The organism is Oryzomonas sagensis, from assembly GCF_008802355.1.
In the GTDB taxonomy this organism is placed as follows: Bacteria; Desulfobacterota; Desulfuromonadia; order Geobacterales; family Pseudopelobacteraceae; genus Oryzomonas; species Oryzomonas sagensis.
Genome location: NZ_VZRA01000005.1, coordinates 46,634 through 63,209 on the forward strand (window position 1 = coordinate 46,634; position 16,576 = coordinate 63,209).

Genomic DNA, 16,576 nt, shown 5'->3' on the forward strand with positions numbered 1-16,576 from the left:
TCAAAGCGTAGCTTTCCCTTTACTGCATTCTCTAGTTTATATAATTGATCATTCGTGGGTGGCGCCATTGTAAAGGCGCCACCCTTAATTAGCATATTAGCTAAAATGAATATTGCAGAACCACGCGTGCCGTATAGGGAGATTCAGGATCGGCGACAGCATTTTTGCCATTCAGTACGGAATTTTTGTAGAACCCACCAAGGAAAACATATGCTGCCTGTATTTTTGCCTCAAGGTTATCGTACAATTTATAGTTCGTTACTATATTCAACTCAGTACCCATATAGTTCGAGGCATTCTGGATATTGTTATGCTTATCCGTCGGCTTAAGCGCATTTGTATGGGCCGCCCATGCAGCTCCCGCATTGAGCGATGCTGACAGCTTTGGGGTGATATTCGCGTCGTATCCGATGGTATAGAGATACAAACCTTGTTGATTTATTGGCGTTGTACCATTGCCCATATTGTAGACCATCATGTTTTCAGTCGTCGGGCCAGACGTCAGATTGTTTCTGTTGAGGAGGATCATGCCGCTCTCATTGTAGCTGCTGACGGAGGAAACGCCCCAGATGGCATCGGGCGACTGGTTTACGGTAACCCACCCGGTCAGGTGCTTGCTTTTGAGAGTTGAGGCGTTGTTGTCATTCCCGGAGGTAAAGAGAAGGGCTGTTTTGAGCGTACCGGGGCCAACATCCATTTTACCGGCCACGTTATAGGCGAAGGCATTGAGAAAAGCGCTATCACCATTGCTGTTGACGTTTCTCAGTATACCTCCCTGGTAAGCGGCAAAACCACTGAGGGCCACCGGCCCCACCTTTGCATCTCCCGTCAGGCCAAAGGCATGAACTTGAGTCGACGTGTCGACGGGGGTGGTTGCCGTCGCAGAGAGATAAAGCGGCCGGCCGTCGCCATAGATGTAGTAGGCTGCCCCGACATTCGCGGATTTATTGAGGGCATACTTAAGCTCGACCACGCCGATGTCAAGATTCTGGTTGCCACGCACATTTGCCTGGTTCATGGGTGAGCCTACGCTGAAATAAGATTGGTCATACCCACGAATGTATGCAGTGTTGAAGGTAGCGGCATTCACCTGCGTGGAAGCAGATATTCCCGCTGCGTCAAAATCAAACATGACTCCCTTGATGGAATCCTTGAACGGCTGAATACCGGCTCTTACCCGGGTTGGGGTCGCTGGGATTTTAAAGTCGAGATATACCCACTTGGTTTCGAGGTTTACGGCATCAGATTCCAAGGCACCACCGGAATTTCTGAAGGCGGCGGTTGTTGTTGAAGCGGTTGCGTTTGAGTTGGCTGCCGTCAAGGCCCCTTGAGCCTTGTCGCCCCAAACGGAGTCCATTTCAAAGCCGGTTACCAGCTTCAGGTCATCGCTGGCTTTTGCGGTATAAAAAAGGCGTGCACGCTGTTCAAAATAATTGTTTATACGGAGATTACTGGTTGTATTGCCTGATGGGAACGCAGGGGTGGGGCCGGATAAAATGGCTCCCGCCCCACCCTGTTCGTAGTTGGAGATAAAATACTTCAACATATACGAGCCGTGAAATTCATTTTCAAACGCCGACGCCTGCACTGCTGTCGCCATCGTCAAGACGCAAGCCCCCAAAAGAGCTACCTTCATTTTGTTCCTGCTGCTTAAACGCTCCATTCAATTCCTCCTTAGTGAATTGTATCCAACCAGCAAGGGGTGGATTGTGCGGCCTCTTCTCGCATCAAATCAAAAGGATATTATCCATTTAAAATAGTATGTTATGCACAACTAGTCTCAAAAACGTGGGGGTAGCTATTTACCCCCCATCACATGAAGGAGACACAAACCTTTAAAAGTCGAGGCACCACTGAAGCCAAGCGGCTCTGTTTCAGCTAGAGCCAGAATCGATACAAACGACCCGGTGTTGTTGCTTTTTTTAATACTTTAGCAACTCTAATGCCAGATCGCACAAACTCATATCACTATGATTTTATTATTATTTTAAAACAGGGAGGGTGTGTACAGCGAGGAGCAACAATAACTATTGGAATGGTATTTAAGCTAATAAATGGTTTTTTTATTTATTTGATAGCTAGTTACAGCGATAATAACCAGAGCAATAAATGATAGCTAATATTATAGCAGTAAATTATTTTTAATTTGTTAAATAAATAGTTGTAAATTTATATTTATTCACATCTTATATAATATTGTTTACCGCATAAATATTTATACAAATAGTCATTATATAATAGCGATTATTTGTTTATACGATTTTTACAAGAGCTTATACGTTTACTCAGACCTGGCTGTGAGATGCCGAGCATTCTGGCTGCAAGCGTCTGGTTTCCACCTGCCTTATCTAAAGCAGCCTCAGTCAAGATGTCTTCAACCTCGGAATAAGTAGGTAATCGTTGTGCGTTGAGAAAAACCTGTAAAATTGCAGCATCTCCCAATATACAGGCATCAGGGTTAGATTCTATTTCTTGCCGATAATTAATTACATCTTTAAAGCCATCGGCGGACAGCATTATTTTATTCCGGCACACTTCATCATATACTATGGATCGCAGTTCGCGGATGTTTCCGGGGAATGCGTAGCGTGACAATAATGCAGGGATTGGCTTCGGGATATTCGGGGGGCATTTCAAACCAAGCTCATGTGCTGCCGCTTTAACAAAATGTTCAAGCAACAAGGGAATGTCTTCTTTGCGTTCCCTGAGCGGAGGTATATGGATATGATGAGTTTGCAGCCGATAGAAGAGATCTTTGCGAAATTCACCACATTGTTGCTTGCTTAACAAATCATGGTTAGTAGCCAAGACAAATCTGGATTTTGTACGCTTTAACTGGTCGCCCCCAACGGAATAATATTCTCCATCCTGTAAAAGCCGCAGTAGCTTAACCTGCGACGACTGGCTTAAATCTCCAATCTCATCGAGAAACAGTATCGTTTCTTCCGCTTGTTCTACAAGCCCGCTGCGGGAATCATCCGCACCGGTGAATGCGCCCCGCTTGTGGCCAAACAAGGTGTCGGAGAACATCGCATCGTCAAGTCCAGCTATGTTTACAGAGACCATAGGTTTGTCATAGGCGCATGCTTTGTATAAAGCCCTGGCGATCAACTCTTTCCCGACGCCGCTTTCACCGGTTATTAAGACCGGCTGCTTACTTAAAGCTATTGATTCTATATACTGGAAAATGGCAAACATTTTCTTGCTTGTGGTTACAATATCACTAAAGGCTTCCGGGTTCTCCAAACGATCGGTCAGCAGCCTACTGCGTACATCTCTGCTTTCTCTTTGTAGTTCAATTATGCGAATGGCATGTAATATTCCTGTGATTATGCGATTTACATCATTTGTCTTTACATAGTAATCGAATGCCCCGACTTTCATGCAGCGAACAGCATAATCAACCTGGTTCATGCCAGTAATAACAATGACAAATACAGATGGAAACGTTTCTGAAATCGTAGTAAGAAGTTGTTCTCCAGAAACATGCGGCATCGTAAGGTCGAGAAGAACGAGCCCGACGTTCTGTTCATTTATGATGTCCAGCACCTGCCGGCTATCCTGGCATTGGATAATGTTATTAATGCCTCCCTCTCCATTGAGTGCCATGGTTAAAGAACGCAACCACGGCAATTCATCATCGACAAGTAGGACTGAAAACGCTGGGTATAGATTTTTTTTCATGCAAGAGCTCCATTCGCGGCAGCCGGTAGTACGAGAGTAACAGTTGTCCCCTTGCCCAACGTTGAATCTATGGTAAGCACTCCCCCATGTTCTTTGGCGATTGTGGAACTCACCGAAAGCCCGAGCCCGGTACCGCCCAGTTCACGTTTAGTCGTGTAAAAAGGATCCGTAATATACTGAAGTTGCTCCGGAGCGATGCCAACGCCCGCGTCGGAAACCTGGAGCTCGACCACCCGTTCGCTCTCATTGTAACCGGTTCTCAGAACGATACTTTCATCCTGACTGGAGAGAGCTTGGCAGGCATTCATGATCAGGTTGACAATGACTTGCTCGATACGTTGCGAATTGCCGCGAATTTTCGGTAAATCTTCGGCGTAGTGGGCGACAAATGAATCCGTCGCTTGTTTTATGGAAGTATCGACGAGCCTTATTGCTGTTTTTGCAACGGAATTCAAGTCTACGACTTCATCCTGCTGAGGAATGGTGCTTCTGCTGAAATTCTTCAAGTCATTGACAATGCGGCCAATACGTTTTGAAGCTTCGAGCGTTTCAGCCGGCAGATACCAAAGATTTTCCCTTATCTGCGAGTACTGCCACTTCCCGATGGCAAAATCCCCATTTTTTTTGTACCACTCCTCAGTGATGTGTCTGATAGTCTCGTTCATTTCCGACAGCATTGTCACATTCAAAAGAACCAGCCCATTAGGGTTGTTAATCTCATGGGCTACGCCAGACACAAGCGTGCCTATGGCAGCCATCTTGCTCGTCTGTATCAATTGTTCCTGGTTGCGACGCAACTCATCCTCGGCGCGCTGGCGCTCTTTAACCTCTTGCGCAAGTGCGGCAGTACGTTGTGCAACCTTACTTTTCAGGGTGCGGGACCATATAAAGACAACACTGAGTATTACCAGATATAAAGCTGTTAAGGATCCAGCAATTTTAATGGTCTGTAACCACGCTTCCCTGTGTGGCTTAAGGCCATCTCCCAGCCATTTGTCATGAATTTTTTTGTACTGGCCTGTCTTGTGCAGAATAGCAAGTCCCTGGGTAAACTGCTGAAGTAATTCTTGATTTCCCTTCCTGACGGCAAAACTATAGTTGAAAGCATTCTGGGTTTCTGCAATATACACAACATTTTTTAGTCCCAGCTTTTTTATCAGGTAGGCGGCCACATCTTTGGGCAAAATTGCATACTCATGCATCCCGGAGTCAAGTAGCCGCAGTATTTGCTCATCAGTATCAAAAAGAGTCAGAGAATCGTTCCACCCCTGTTCTATTGCAAGGTCTGAAATCACATTGCCCTTCAACGCCATGATATCCTTGCCTTTCAATGTCTCAGAAGGGCTTATCGGAAGCGCTCCCTTTCTGCCGAATATTGAAAAAACGACTATCGTATGGGGGGAAAAATCGAAATATTTTGCACGCGATTCCGAATATGCAATGTCCATTAAAACATCTATTTTTCCGTTATAGAGCGATCTCCGAATAGAGCCAAAAGGTTCAATGGTAAACTGGAGGTTCATCCCCATCGTCTTGGCAATAGCGCGGGTGAGCTCCACACCATAACCGGTGAATTTGCCTTCTTGGTCAAGAAATTCAAACGGTGGGTGACTGATGATTCCCCCGACAATGATAGGGCGGTTCTCTGTCAGTGGTTCAGCCATGGCAGGGAAAACACACAATACGTGCCAGCAACAAAGCACCATTATTGCCGGAATACGGTGAATGGTTAAGTTTGCTTTTATACCCAGAAATAGTTGCCGCAAATTTTGAGTTACTTTGGAATTCACATACAATTGCAGAGCTTGATGCATGCCTACACGCCTCAAAATAAAAAATATTTATTTAATATTATTAATTATATCGCACCCACCTCATTGAACACAAGAGAAGAAATGTTAGGGAAATTTCAACTGTGAAATCGGCTTCGATTCGACGCAAAATGACACCTCAGTTCATTTTTTCTAACAACGGACATCACCCCCCCCATGGCGCCGGAAGGGCAAAATTCACCCATTGTGTGAACAGATCTGCTGGGATATTGAGCGGAATATCCTGATATGAAACGTCCTAACCATTTTCAACCTTATTGCCAACAACCAAGAGGGCAGATGATTCAAGATCCATCTGCCCACAAATTGCCGGCGGCCCAGCCAAGCAAATAGCGCATGAAACGTATTCAAGGTAAGTTCCATCAAGTCCTAAAAGTTTTGCCGAATTCTTTCTCGCCATAAGATCGATCGGGGCCTTTTAAATTACACTTTTCAACCGTTCGATGAAATCGGCCATTCCAACCGCAGGTACAGGGTTCTGAGCCTGCCCGAGGGCGGCTGAGATCACACAATTTTCGCGACCAAAAGCAGAACGCGCCTTTGCCTATCGATCAGACCAGAAAGCACGTTGCTCGTCTGCGTATTTCCACGCAGCGCGAGCACTTCCCCCGTCAACATGGCGGCGCCAAGCACACCTGCCGTTTTAAGAACATCGACTCCTCGTAGCTCCCTTTGGGAATGAGAGCCTTGCGCTCCTTCCTTTTAAACTATTTTTTTAAGGCTTCCCGTTTTTGCAGCAGGTCTTCCCAAAAGGATGGTAATCTGATTTCTTTACTCATTATTTCAGTGTCATACCAGCCGGGGATCAGTATACTTTTTTCTCCCGTCCCCCCGGAAACAAGTATCAGCAGCTTCCCAATCTCGGGACTCGGAACCATTGTTTGCGGATCCTTAATCCGGTAAACCCACTCGGGAACCCCCTTGCGTATTGCGCCTCTCAGATAGCGCTCTCTATATTCCTTAAACGGAATCTTGGCGTGTTCTTTGATGTAGGCGGTCATTGTTTCCCGCGTCCACCCCTTGTCTGCCAACATTTTTGCTGTATCCTGAGCAATGATCAGCAGCATCGTTGCACGGTACGGTCTCTCGAGCCCGGCCAAGTGTGCTGCAACAAGGTTCAGGAACCCTGTATCCGACTGCCCTATACCAAGGATACTGTGCGTTCCTTCAGCGGCCAAAAGCATCACCACGTTTGCATCCGCCGGCACCCCCAATTCAGTTTGCAAAGGAGGCCACGGACTTGCTTCGCGGTTTTCAGCGAGCATCATGGCAAAATCACCCGGAAAACCGATAGTTGACATGTCCGTCACCCCGGGCCAACTCCCACCGACATTTTGAATGATCAAGTGGAGAGCCCTACTGATAGACGCGTTGGCCCGCCAACCTCGCCCCAGGCTGTTGGCTCCTGAGTTTATGGCCAGTTGCTTGGAGATGGGACCGCTTACTATTATCATCGGTACGTCGGGATTCGTGGTTGTGGCCAGCCCCTTCAGATCGAACTCCGGTGCGGCAACCAGTTCAACCGCCGACAGCAATAGGGGCAAATATTCGGGTTTGCAGCCGGCCATCACCGCATTAACAGCAATTTTTTCTACGGTTGCAACCCCACCCATCGGTTCCAGGGGAGCGATAACCATGTCGGGCGACAGGTCGGTTGCTGCCAGCATTTCTCTGACCTTCTCAGGTGTGGGCGGTATGATCGGAAGACCGTCCGTCCATCCCCGGTCATAGAAATATTCATTAACCTCTGCGACTGCATCGGAGCTGATCGCTACTTTTTCAATCTTGGCACCTGAGAACATGCCAGCTTTAGCTGGTTTTTTTACGCCTGCCTGGATCATAAGTTTTTTCAAAAGATGGTCTACATATCCACCGTCCTCTCGCTGCCCGGCGGGGTTATAGACAAGGACCTGTTGCGAAGCCGGTACACCGGTCTCCATGAAAAACAGGCACAGCAGCACTACAAGGGATATTGTCGCATTACGCATTACGATCACCTTTATCAAGCTCTGCATAGAGGCAAAGTCTCCGTTACAGTACCAGCTTTGCGCATCAATAATACATTCGGCTGATACTCACCCAATTACCTTGTGTGCGTTAAAGCCGCTCCCACTATTTATGTGATCAAAAGAATGTGGGGAGAAATACTATTTCTCCCCACAAGTCAGTAGAAGCTCTTAATCTTCAACCACAACGTGGACTGGTTTCATGTCGGTCACGAATGCAGGCCAGACCTGGGACTGCTTGCCAGGACCACCTGTCACCACAACATGGATCTGCTCGGGCGTTGTGAACCTCTGCACCATGGTGTTTTCGTCCCAAGGACCAAACCCCGCAGGAAGTGCACACTGGGTAGGCGCGTACCCCCACATCGGAAGCTTGGTTTGCTTGACTAGGTATTCTTCTGCAGCCCGTTTGGTCGGGAAATCACGGGCGATGGTCTGCGCGTGTTCGGGCCCGAGGAAGAAGAAAGTGAACTTGACTGCATTCTGCCAGTTAAACGGCTGGTCGTACTTAGTGAGACACGAACTGATGCCGGCCGAGGTACCAGCCGAAGCGGCGGCCAAGGTATTGAGGAGGTCTTTGCCCTTGACACTGGTGTGGTCGGTATTGTTGGTGCCCAAGTAGGCACCATAAGCGGTGACCACGTTGTCGGTCGACTTGAAGCCATGTTCTACTGCGTACGACTCTTTCCACGGATTCTCTGCTTCATTTTCTCCAAGCACCAAGGCGACCAAGTCGCCGCGGCTACCTTGGGTGCTCTTATCCACATCAGGGGGAGCAGCACCGCCGACGACATAGGCAAGCAGGTCAACGAAATACCCGAGAGCGATATTAACCGGTTGACGCTGTCCAAGGAGCGCGGTTGAATGCGAGATGCCGAGTTTTTTCACGATCGGGCCGTTAATGACGATGACCGGGCTGGTTGGGGCTGTAGTGGTGATATTCCCTCTGAAATCGTAATCGGGCTGGCTGAGGGCCTTCACCATGGCAAGCAGAAGTGGCATGTGGGAAGGCTTACACCCAGACATGGCGCCAAGCGTAGCAACCAATTCGACGGTCAACTGCGCCTGGCGCGGGGGAACGACCCAGACAACCTCGCCGGGGTTATGCTTGGTTCCCTTGAGCATGGCTGCTACAGCCTCGGGAGTGGGGGGGATGACGGGGAGGCCAAGTGACATCTTCTTATCGTATAACATCTTGTTGAGGGCCGAGTAGGTTCCCTTGAACTTGATGTGCTCCGCAGGGTATGGCCGTTTTAACTCGACCTTGGCGGATTGTGCCGGCTGCCATTTTGTCGCCATACGCAGGATGTCGGGGAAGATCAGGTCCGCTTTTGCTCTGATCTCGTTGAGCGGGATCATGCCGAGTGGATGCGGACACTCCACAAAGGCCATTTCCGGCAAGCCGGTACTGGCAACGGTGCCTTTTGCCAAGGCGACGAATTGGTTGGATGCAATAGTAACTGTGGGGATACCTTCTTTTTCAACTTCGGACTGGTCGACCACCAGCCATGAGGTGCAGGACCCTCAATCGGCTTGGGAGGCGATGACCAAATCGGCTCCCAAATCCTTGATTACTTTTGCAATGCGGGCACTTTCCTTCTGGGAGCCGCTGATCTTGATTGTGGACTTATCAACTTCGTAGAGCTTGATCACCTTTGCTGATGGGACCTGCTCTTTCAACAGTTCTGCGACTCTGTCCAACATATTGTTGCCGTTGTGCTTGTCGTTCCATCTGAGGACAATCGTCTTCCCTTCCAGCGTAGTGAGACGAGGAGCGGGTTTGACAGGCTTGATGTCGACAATACCCGTCGGGTTCAGCACTTCCCATTGCTGAACATCTTCCTTGGCCGCTGCCATCGATGGCAATATCGAGCTCATGCCGATAGCCAGCGTCGTCAGAAATGATACTACTGTTCGTTGTCGCATACTCTTTCCTCCTTTTTTTGTGATCCCTTAGCGGGATTCGTGGTGCTAACTCCAATACTCACTCTTCGCTTTTGCCGGTCACCATGACAGCTATGCCTCCCTTGGGGGCATTCCGGGCATTTGATTCAATCAGGATCACGTCTTTAAGCGTTCCTGGCTTGGAGGCTATGTACTCGATCTCGATGTTATGCGTTTTCCCTTCGCCAATCTTGATGTCGCCCTGCTTAACGCCATCAAAATACACAGTTGAACCGCCCTTCAAGAAGATCTTCCTGATTGTAAGCGGAAGGGTGCCGGTGTTCGTCACAGCAAGTTTCAGTCTCTTTGAAACACCTTGTTTTATGCTGCCAACGTCCATTTTACGCGGCGTGACCGTCAATTTGGCTCCCGGCGCTTCCTTGACCGTGCCGGTCATGACCGCCTCAACCTGTTGCTGTGCAGGGATATCGATATCGATGGTCACGATTTTTTCAAATGGGCCCGGCGCTCCTTTGGTTGCAAACGACACCTTCAGTTCCGTCTTTTCTCCTGCTTTGAGTGTGTGCTTTCCAAGCACACTTTCAGTACATGCTCAATTTGTTTTGACACTGCTGACGTGAACATCCTTGCCACTGACGTTCTCGACGACAGCCGTCATGGTTGCAGGCACCCCCTCATCAACTACGCCGCAATCATGTTGCTTCGGTTCGATACGCAACACATCCGCGGCAAACGCCGAGGCTGCCGTCATCAGCATTGACAAGGCAGACAGCAAACAGCACGTTTTCTTCAAATAACTACTCATGTTTTTACTTCCCCCCTTTCTTGACTGCTCCGTGTACGAGCAGCTTCTTGTTTTGAAAATCAAACTTCGGATCCTGGCCCTTTGTGTGGCATTCTCGGCACGTACTTTCCCCCGGGCTTACAATAAGGCCTTTTTTGTTATCAGGATTTGCGGCGTGGGCTGCAGCAGCGCCGTGGCAGACCTCGCATTGGACCCCGGTAAACTGGGGTGTCAATTCTCCGTCCATAAAACCGCCCTCTTTTTCAAAACCGGTGACATGACATTTGAGACAGTGGGAAAGCGTCTCCTGATGTTTCTTTTGCAACGTCACGAAAGCCTTAGCGTGACGCGTTGTTTTCCAGCCTTTCACAAGATCTTCATGGCAACCGGCGCATGTTTCCGCTCCGGCATACTCGTCTGCAGCAGGCTGCGAATACCCCAGCGGCACATTGCCGAATGACACCAACAAGGCAACCGCAAGCGGAAAAACTGATCTACGTATCATGACTCTATGCTCCTTATTCAAGTGGATAGCCGGACTTCTTCCAACCTCTGATTGCCGGATTCAAAAGTATTTTCACATCGGTAAAGCCAAGACCAAGCAACTGAAAAGCCAAATCAGAACTATCAGTTTCACCAGGTCCACAATCGCAATAGGTCACAATAGGCTTATCCTTAGGTATTTCGGTAACGTCTGAATCGGTCAAATCTGCTTTCCAAGGAAAAGAAAGAGCTCCTTTTATATGACCGCTGTCATAAATCGATTTAAGCTGGGCATCCAATATGACGATATCGGCTTTTTTATCGATCAACGCTTTCAATTCGTCGTTTGTTATCCTCGGTATATCTGGATGCCCCGCGTATGCGGCAGGCGCACCAAGCGCCCACAATAGCCCAAGAGCAATAAACAACACTTTCGCCAGTCCTCTTCTCATCGATGAACCTCCATGAATTTATTTATGGGGACATGAAAGCGGCGTGCTGCCACCCACAACCCACTTCTGAAACCCTTTAGAGCAATTCCGGTGCCAGCAGCGTTCAAACTGCAACCATATGTATTAATTAGCTTTTGTTTTTGGAGTTACTTCGTGGGACCATAGCTAGATTTATGAAATATAACTACGGTTATGACGGCGGCAGGAATTCTGAATTTGAGTGATGAGTTTGCAGTGGAAGCAAACTTATGGGCAGGTGAGGTGCTGTTCGCAGCAATTCGCCTCGGTATTGGACTTCGTCTCAACGCATTTTTTGCGTATGCCGATATTCAAGGGGGAATACATACCAATGCTTAGGACTAAGCTAGTGGCGCTCTAGTCGTCATCCTTTCGCACCTCTTTCATATAATGTGGGTATTGCGTGTTTCGTCAGCCCAAATCGTAATGAACACGCCTTCTCTATACTCGCTCACAAAGGCCGGCAGCAATCGCCCCCGCTCCAGGATTTCCATGATCTGCCCACGGATATCCCCCCTGAAACGCAGGGCAAGTCCACAGTCGGTCTGCAATTGGCGGGGAGCAGGGATAAGCAGCACTGTCAGCCTGAGGGCCCTGAGAGTGTCCTCGGCCTTCATCACGCGGTGGCTGGAATTAAATACCGCCAACAAATCTCCTTCTTGCACCATCAGTCAACTCTCCTTCTACAAAGTATCGCGCTATTGCACATGAGGCATCAATCACCTCGTGAGTCTTCATGGAGAAAGAGATGCCTTTGCTCAATGGAACACAAAACAGGGGCGTACTCGCGCCGGCGGCCATACCGGTCGCATTCACCGCTCTCAGGGGGTCTTGTAGTACAGGGCAAACGAATAGTTCGCCCCGGCGGCCGTGTTCTGGCCGTAGATATCGGGGCGGTAGCTCACCTCAACACCCCATGCGGGGGTCACCTTGTAGCCCACGGTCAGGTCCAGCTTCCCCAGGTCGAAATTATTGGTGGTCGTAGGGTTGCCGCTGCTGTCCTGTTTTTTGCCGTTATCGACGCTGAATGTACCGTCCAGCTTGGCCCTCGTGAAGATATTCTTGGTTATATCGAAACCGAATTCAATGAGGTAGCGGAGTTCATCGGACGGACCGTCCGCACGCCAGCGGTAGCCGACCTCCACATTGCCGTAGCCGGGGATAAACGGGCAGAGGGAGCGGCCGTAGAGCAACCTGAGTTCCGTATCCACCTGGCCGTTGCCCAGGGGCAGGGGGTCGGTCTTGTCGTAGGCGCCCGGGATCTTGACGAGCAGTTGCGTCGAGACGATGCCCGCAGCGCTGTCCAGCAGCTTGTAGCGCAGCCCAAGGTCCACGTCTCCCAGGCCGTAAGCCTTCGAACGGCTCGTGTCATCCTCGTTTTCCAGCCACTTATAGGTCAAGGAGGTGAGCGCCGTCAGGTCGTTGGTCAGCCCGTACTCGAAATAGCTGCTGATATTGTTGTCCGTAAATTTCCCGTTATTGGCCGTGCCGCCGCGATTTCCCGACTGGTCGAAGGTCTCGTGGGCATAGTAGTAGCTGTACGACAGCTTTTCATACAAGGCGTTCTTCGGGGCGGTCCAGGCACCGGCGAAGGCCGTGCCGGCGGATGTGACGACGAGCAGCCCCGCCGCGATTATTTTTACGTGAAACGTATTCACACGCTGTCTCCTGAGATAAGGTGGTGCCGTCACCGCCGCCATCCCCCTGCCGGCGCCCCTTGCGGGCGGGCGGCGGGAGGAACGGCGCGGAATGGCCGGAGCCCTGGCTCCGGCCCGGCGAATGCCATGCTACAGGGCTGTCAGCAGAGACCAGCCGGTATCTATCGGCATGTTGGGATCGTTGAACGGGGCATCGCGGTGAATGGTGCCGTTTGCCAGTTCATAGAAGGTGCTCCAGACATACCAGGAGTCATAGTTCTTGATGTTCGGCCACCCCATCAGATCGGCGTAGAGGAAGCCCAGGGTTGAACGCCAGCCGGTGCCGCAGTAGAAAATAACGGTTTTGTCGGACGTGATGCCCTTGGCGGCCCACATATCGCGCACTTCGGTGTAGCTGCGCAGGGTGGCGTCGCCGTCAACGTAGTAACTGCTGGAACTGTCGGCGTTATAGCCCCATACCGCGCCGGGGATGCGCCCCTTGCGCGTCAGAACGGGGTCGCTGTAGCCAAGGATTTCGCCGGTGTATTCCTGGATGCCGCGGACATCGACGAGCACTTTTCCCGATGGCACGGTGCCGTTGGCGCGATAGTAGTCCGCATAGGTCTTGATCTCCGGCGTCAACGCCTTGAGCTGGTTTTGCGGATTGATGGTAAAGCTTGCAGCAGTGGCGCTGTGGGCCGTTGTCTCGACCGTACCGCCATTGGCCTTCCAGTAGCTCAAGCCGCCGTTCAGGAAGCGGACATCGACACCTGCGTAGCGCAGGGCCCAGTAGACGCGTGTCGTGGCGATCGGGCTATCGCCGTAGACGATGACCGTTGTGCTGTTGCTGACTCCCATGGCGGCAAGCCGGGCCTCCAGCAGGCTGTCCGATACCAGATCCCAGACGATTTCGTTTGCGTCGGTCACGGGGAATGCGTTAGTGGGATTGAGGTAGTCCCTGGCCTCCACGTTGTTGGTATTGAAGTGGATCGCGCCGGGAATATGTCCTGTCGTGTACGTGCTGGATGTCGTTCCCCAACTGCATTCGAATATTTTGTAACTGTTGCCGGACGGGAAGGTTGCCGGCGTCCCTCCGTTGATAAGGGTTTGAACCCATCCGGGGTAGACGACCTGTTTGTAATTGGCCGCATACTCCATGGGGAGGTCGGGGGTGGTCGCGGCCCATTCCAGAATCGATCCATCGTAGTTGGCGCAGCGGGAATAGCCCATGAGCCGCATCAGGAAGTAGGCGTAGGCGCTTCTGATGCCGGAGGTGCAATGCGCAACCACTTCCTTGTCGCTCGTCACCCCCCGGGATTCAAACAGGGCCTTGAGATTCTTGTAATCGAGGCTGGTCCCGTCGGAGTTATAGAACCACGTATAGGGGATATTGACCGAGCCCTTGATATGCCCCGGCCGCGCTTGGCCGTAAAGCGGCCACCCCATGTATTCCTCATCGGTCCGGGCGTCGAGAACCACAAAGTCGCTGTTACCCAAGCGATTCTCGATGTGCTCCTTTTGTGCGGAGATGTCGGTGCGCAGATTGGTTGCGGCGGTAAAGGTGGCCGCAGAGAGCGTGTTGGTACCGGTCTGGGCCGGGCGTTTATCGGCGGACCACTTGTCCCAGCCGCCGTTCAGGATGTGGATATCGTCACACCCCAGGTAGTCGAGCATCCAGAAGACGCGCCCTGCTGCGCCCCAGGAGTTGATGGTTTCGTCGTAGATGACGATGGTGGCGTCACGGGTGATGCCCGCCGCTCCCAACTGCTGTTGCAACGTTGCCAGCGGCTTCAGCGCCATGGCGGTCCCATCGCGGTAATCGGCCCAATGGAGGTTGATTGCCCCGGGAATGTGGGACGTAGCGTACGTGGCAGCCGCCCTGGTATCGATAATGATCAGGTTCCTGGCTCCCAGGCTGTTCTGGAGCGAATCTGCCGATACGAGAAGCTTCCCATTGGGAAATTCGCTCATGGCGGCCGTCAGGGTAGACACGGCACTTACTTTGCTCTCCGTGGTACTGCCGCACCCCCCCAGGGGCACGCCAACAAACGCCAAGAACATCAGGACGTACAAAATTCGTTTCATTTCTTTTCTCCCCACATTTTATTTCTAAATGGCAGTTTTTGAGCAATTTGGATGCCAAGCAGATTCAATGCAAAATAACCAGTTAAAATAGATAAGCTATTGTTAAAATAAATAACATATGAATGAACTATTTAATTTTTAAATACACCGACAAGCAGTTAATATATTTACAATTTATAAAGCGCCCTTCCCAATCAGGGCAATTATTAATATAACTACAGTTATGGCGATATAACTATAATCATTACGGCAAATAACATATAACAGTATACATTATCAATACATATTTCTGTTGAAATAAATTATTTGGCAACATAATTTTATATATATGATACGTAAATTACATTTCACTACATATTGATATTGCTGATACAATGTAACAATATTTAATCACCATCGATATAAATATATTTTTTGTAAATAGCAATTTACACCAATATGATATGCTAGATACTTTAATAGACACTCTAGTTTTAGAGTATTTGTGCATCAATAAGTGAGAACGGTGAGTCTATCTGAAACGAGCGCGCCATGATCAAAATGACGCAGCTGATGGAAGCCGCCGGTTGAGCCGCAAAACTTGACCCTGCGGGCCTGGCGAAAACTCTGGGCGGACTTTGGGATTACCGTGACGAAAACATCCTTGAACGTTTATGAGTTATTTCATGTGGTGGCGAAAATGCCGCAGAAAGGTGATTGATGGGGCGCGCGCCTATGAGGCTGATCAGCCAAAGTACGGCAAAAAAATACCCACGGTCGTGGAGGTTCGGGAGACATGCCGGGATTAAATAAAATTGTACCCATAATTGAGCATTGGTAATCGGAATTTTTCATATCCAAATGCACATTTTCCCCTGAAACAAATCAAATTATTCCGAGCCATCATTGACTAATCGGTTTTAGGTGCTAATAGTTTAGAATATATACAATTATTGTATGATGCTAGAGGCCGCAATGAATCGATTCGACTGAGGGGGAGACCATCATGAGCATGATGAAAGAGTTCAAGGAGTTCGCCGTAAAAGGGAATGTGGTCGATATGGCCGTAGGTATTGTCATAGGTGCCGCATTCGGCAAGATTGTATCATCCTTCGTGGGCGATATAATCATGCCCCCGATCGGTGTCCTGCTGGGCGGAGTCGATTTTTCCAGTCTGTCGATCATTGTCAGGGAAGCCGTGGAGAAAAAACCGGCAGTGCTTATCAACTACGGCAAGTTTTTCCAAACTATCATCGATTTCACGATAATTGCTTTTGCCATATTTATGGTGGTAAAAGCTATTAATTCGCTGAGAAAAAAAGAAGCGGCGGCGCCTCCGGCACCATCCAAGGAAGAAATATTGCTCACCGAAATAAGGGACCTGCTCAAGGAAAAAAAATAGTTTGCTCCAGCGATTCAGCACCCCGGTCCGGCGAGGTTCCGGAATCTTGCTCGCGAAGGGGCGTTCATCTGCCTTGCCATCAGAGCAAGAAGATTTTTTCCGAAAAACGCGGCAACCAGCCCTTGTTATTCACACGTTAAAGGGTACTCCGGTTCAAGCGATTTTCCAACCGGACACTGCCCATATCGGGTAGAGATGAGGTAAAAAAAGTCCTTGACGTCGGGGTATATTTATTTTATCTATAGTTCAACTAGATATGATATCGAAAAAGACCAAATACGCGCTCAAGGCGCTCTATCATCTGGCCGG

At 49.7% G+C, this 16,576-nt stretch carries 14 protein-coding genes and 1 pseudogene; 3 read left to right on the forward strand and 12 right to left on the reverse strand.

What is annotated here, in order from left to right; translation table 11 throughout:
- Positions 1–100: 100 nt before the first annotated feature.
- The 9 genes from F6V30_RS15175 to F6V30_RS15220 all read right to left on the reverse strand — a co-directional run bounded on the left by F6V30_RS15175 (position 101) and on the right by F6V30_RS15220 (position 11,146).
- Positions 101–1,663 carry an alginate export family protein gene (locus F6V30_RS15175; RefSeq protein WP_151157812.1) on the reverse strand — a complete coding sequence of 521 codons (1,563 nt, stop codon included), beginning with the start codon at positions 1,661–1,663 and terminating at the stop codon, positions 101–103.
- 581 nt (positions 1,664–2,244) lie between these two features.
- Complete coding sequence (locus F6V30_RS15180) at positions 2,245–3,684, reverse strand: sigma-54-dependent transcriptional regulator (RefSeq protein WP_151157814.1); 1,440 nt, start codon at positions 3,682–3,684, stop codon at positions 2,245–2,247.
- A complete protein-coding gene (locus F6V30_RS15185) occupies positions 3,681–5,498 on the reverse strand; it encodes a transporter substrate-binding domain-containing protein (RefSeq protein ID WP_151157816.1) in 1,818 nt (605 codons plus the stop codon). The genes F6V30_RS15180 and F6V30_RS15185 overlap by 4 nt, the downstream gene beginning before the upstream one ends.
- A gap of 725 nt (positions 5,499–6,223) precedes the next feature.
- Positions 6,224–7,531 (reverse strand): hypothetical protein, encoded by a 1,308-nt coding sequence (locus tag F6V30_RS15190; RefSeq protein ID WP_151157818.1) that lies wholly within the window; start codon positions 7,529–7,531, stop codon positions 6,224–6,226.
- Between the two features lie 162 nt (positions 7,532–7,693).
- Positions 7,694–9,448, reverse strand: coding sequence for a UGSC family (seleno)protein (locus F6V30_RS15195; RefSeq protein WP_273701391.1), 1,755 nt, complete (start codon positions 9,446–9,448; stop codon positions 7,694–7,696).
- 58 nt (positions 9,449–9,506) lie between these two features.
- Positions 9,507–10,004 carry a DUF1573 domain-containing protein gene (locus tag F6V30_RS15205; protein ID WP_151157819.1) on the reverse strand — a complete coding sequence of 166 codons (498 nt, stop codon included), beginning with the start codon at positions 10,002–10,004 and terminating at the stop codon, positions 9,507–9,509.
- A 15-nt stretch (positions 10,005–10,019) separates the two neighbouring features.
- Positions 10,020–10,232, reverse strand: coding sequence for a hypothetical protein (locus F6V30_RS15210; protein WP_151157821.1), 213 nt, complete (start codon positions 10,230–10,232; stop codon positions 10,020–10,022).
- Positions 10,233–10,236: 4 nt separating this feature from the next.
- Complete coding sequence (locus tag F6V30_RS15215) at positions 10,237–10,716, reverse strand: cytochrome c family protein (protein WP_151157823.1); 480 nt, start codon at positions 10,714–10,716, stop codon at positions 10,237–10,239.
- 13 nt (positions 10,717–10,729) lie between these two features.
- Positions 10,730–11,146, reverse strand: a complete 417-nt coding sequence (locus F6V30_RS15220) for a rhodanese-like domain-containing protein (RefSeq protein ID WP_151157825.1) — start codon at positions 11,144–11,146, stop codon at positions 10,730–10,732.
- A gap of 216 nt (positions 11,147–11,362) precedes the next feature.
- On the opposite strand from F6V30_RS15220, the gene F6V30_RS17200 reads away from it, so the two are divergent.
- Entirely contained in the window at positions 11,363–11,503 is a 141-nt protein-coding gene (locus tag F6V30_RS17200) for a hypothetical protein (RefSeq protein ID WP_191965729.1), read from the forward strand.
- 44 nt (positions 11,504–11,547) lie between these two features.
- Here F6V30_RS17200 and F6V30_RS15225 read toward each other — a convergent pair whose 3' ends face one another.
- The 3 genes from F6V30_RS15225 to F6V30_RS15235 form a co-directional block, all read right to left on the reverse strand.
- Positions 11,548–11,832: a putative Se/S carrier protein gene (locus F6V30_RS15225; RefSeq protein ID WP_151157827.1), complete on the reverse strand. Its 285-nt coding sequence runs from the start codon at positions 11,830–11,832 to the stop codon at positions 11,548–11,550.
- 153 nt (positions 11,833–11,985) lie between these two features.
- Positions 11,986–12,822, reverse strand: coding sequence for a hypothetical protein (locus F6V30_RS15230; protein ID WP_151157829.1), 837 nt, complete (start codon positions 12,820–12,822; stop codon positions 11,986–11,988).
- 129 nt (positions 12,823–12,951) lie between these two features.
- Positions 12,952–14,886, reverse strand: a complete 1,935-nt coding sequence (locus tag F6V30_RS15235) for a sulfurtransferase (protein WP_151157831.1) — start codon at positions 14,884–14,886, stop codon at positions 12,952–12,954.
- 531 nt (positions 14,887–15,417) lie between these two features.
- Between F6V30_RS15235 and F6V30_RS17470 the strand changes: the two are divergent.
- A pseudogene (locus F6V30_RS17470) lies at positions 15,418–15,531 on the forward strand (selenide, water dikinase SelD); the annotation flags it as partial.
- Positions 15,532–15,871: 340 nt separating this feature from the next.
- Positions 15,872–16,267, forward strand: coding sequence for a large-conductance mechanosensitive channel protein MscL (gene mscL / locus F6V30_RS15240; protein ID WP_151157833.1), 396 nt, complete (start codon positions 15,872–15,874; stop codon positions 16,265–16,267).
- Positions 16,268–16,576: the final 309 nt, after the last annotated feature.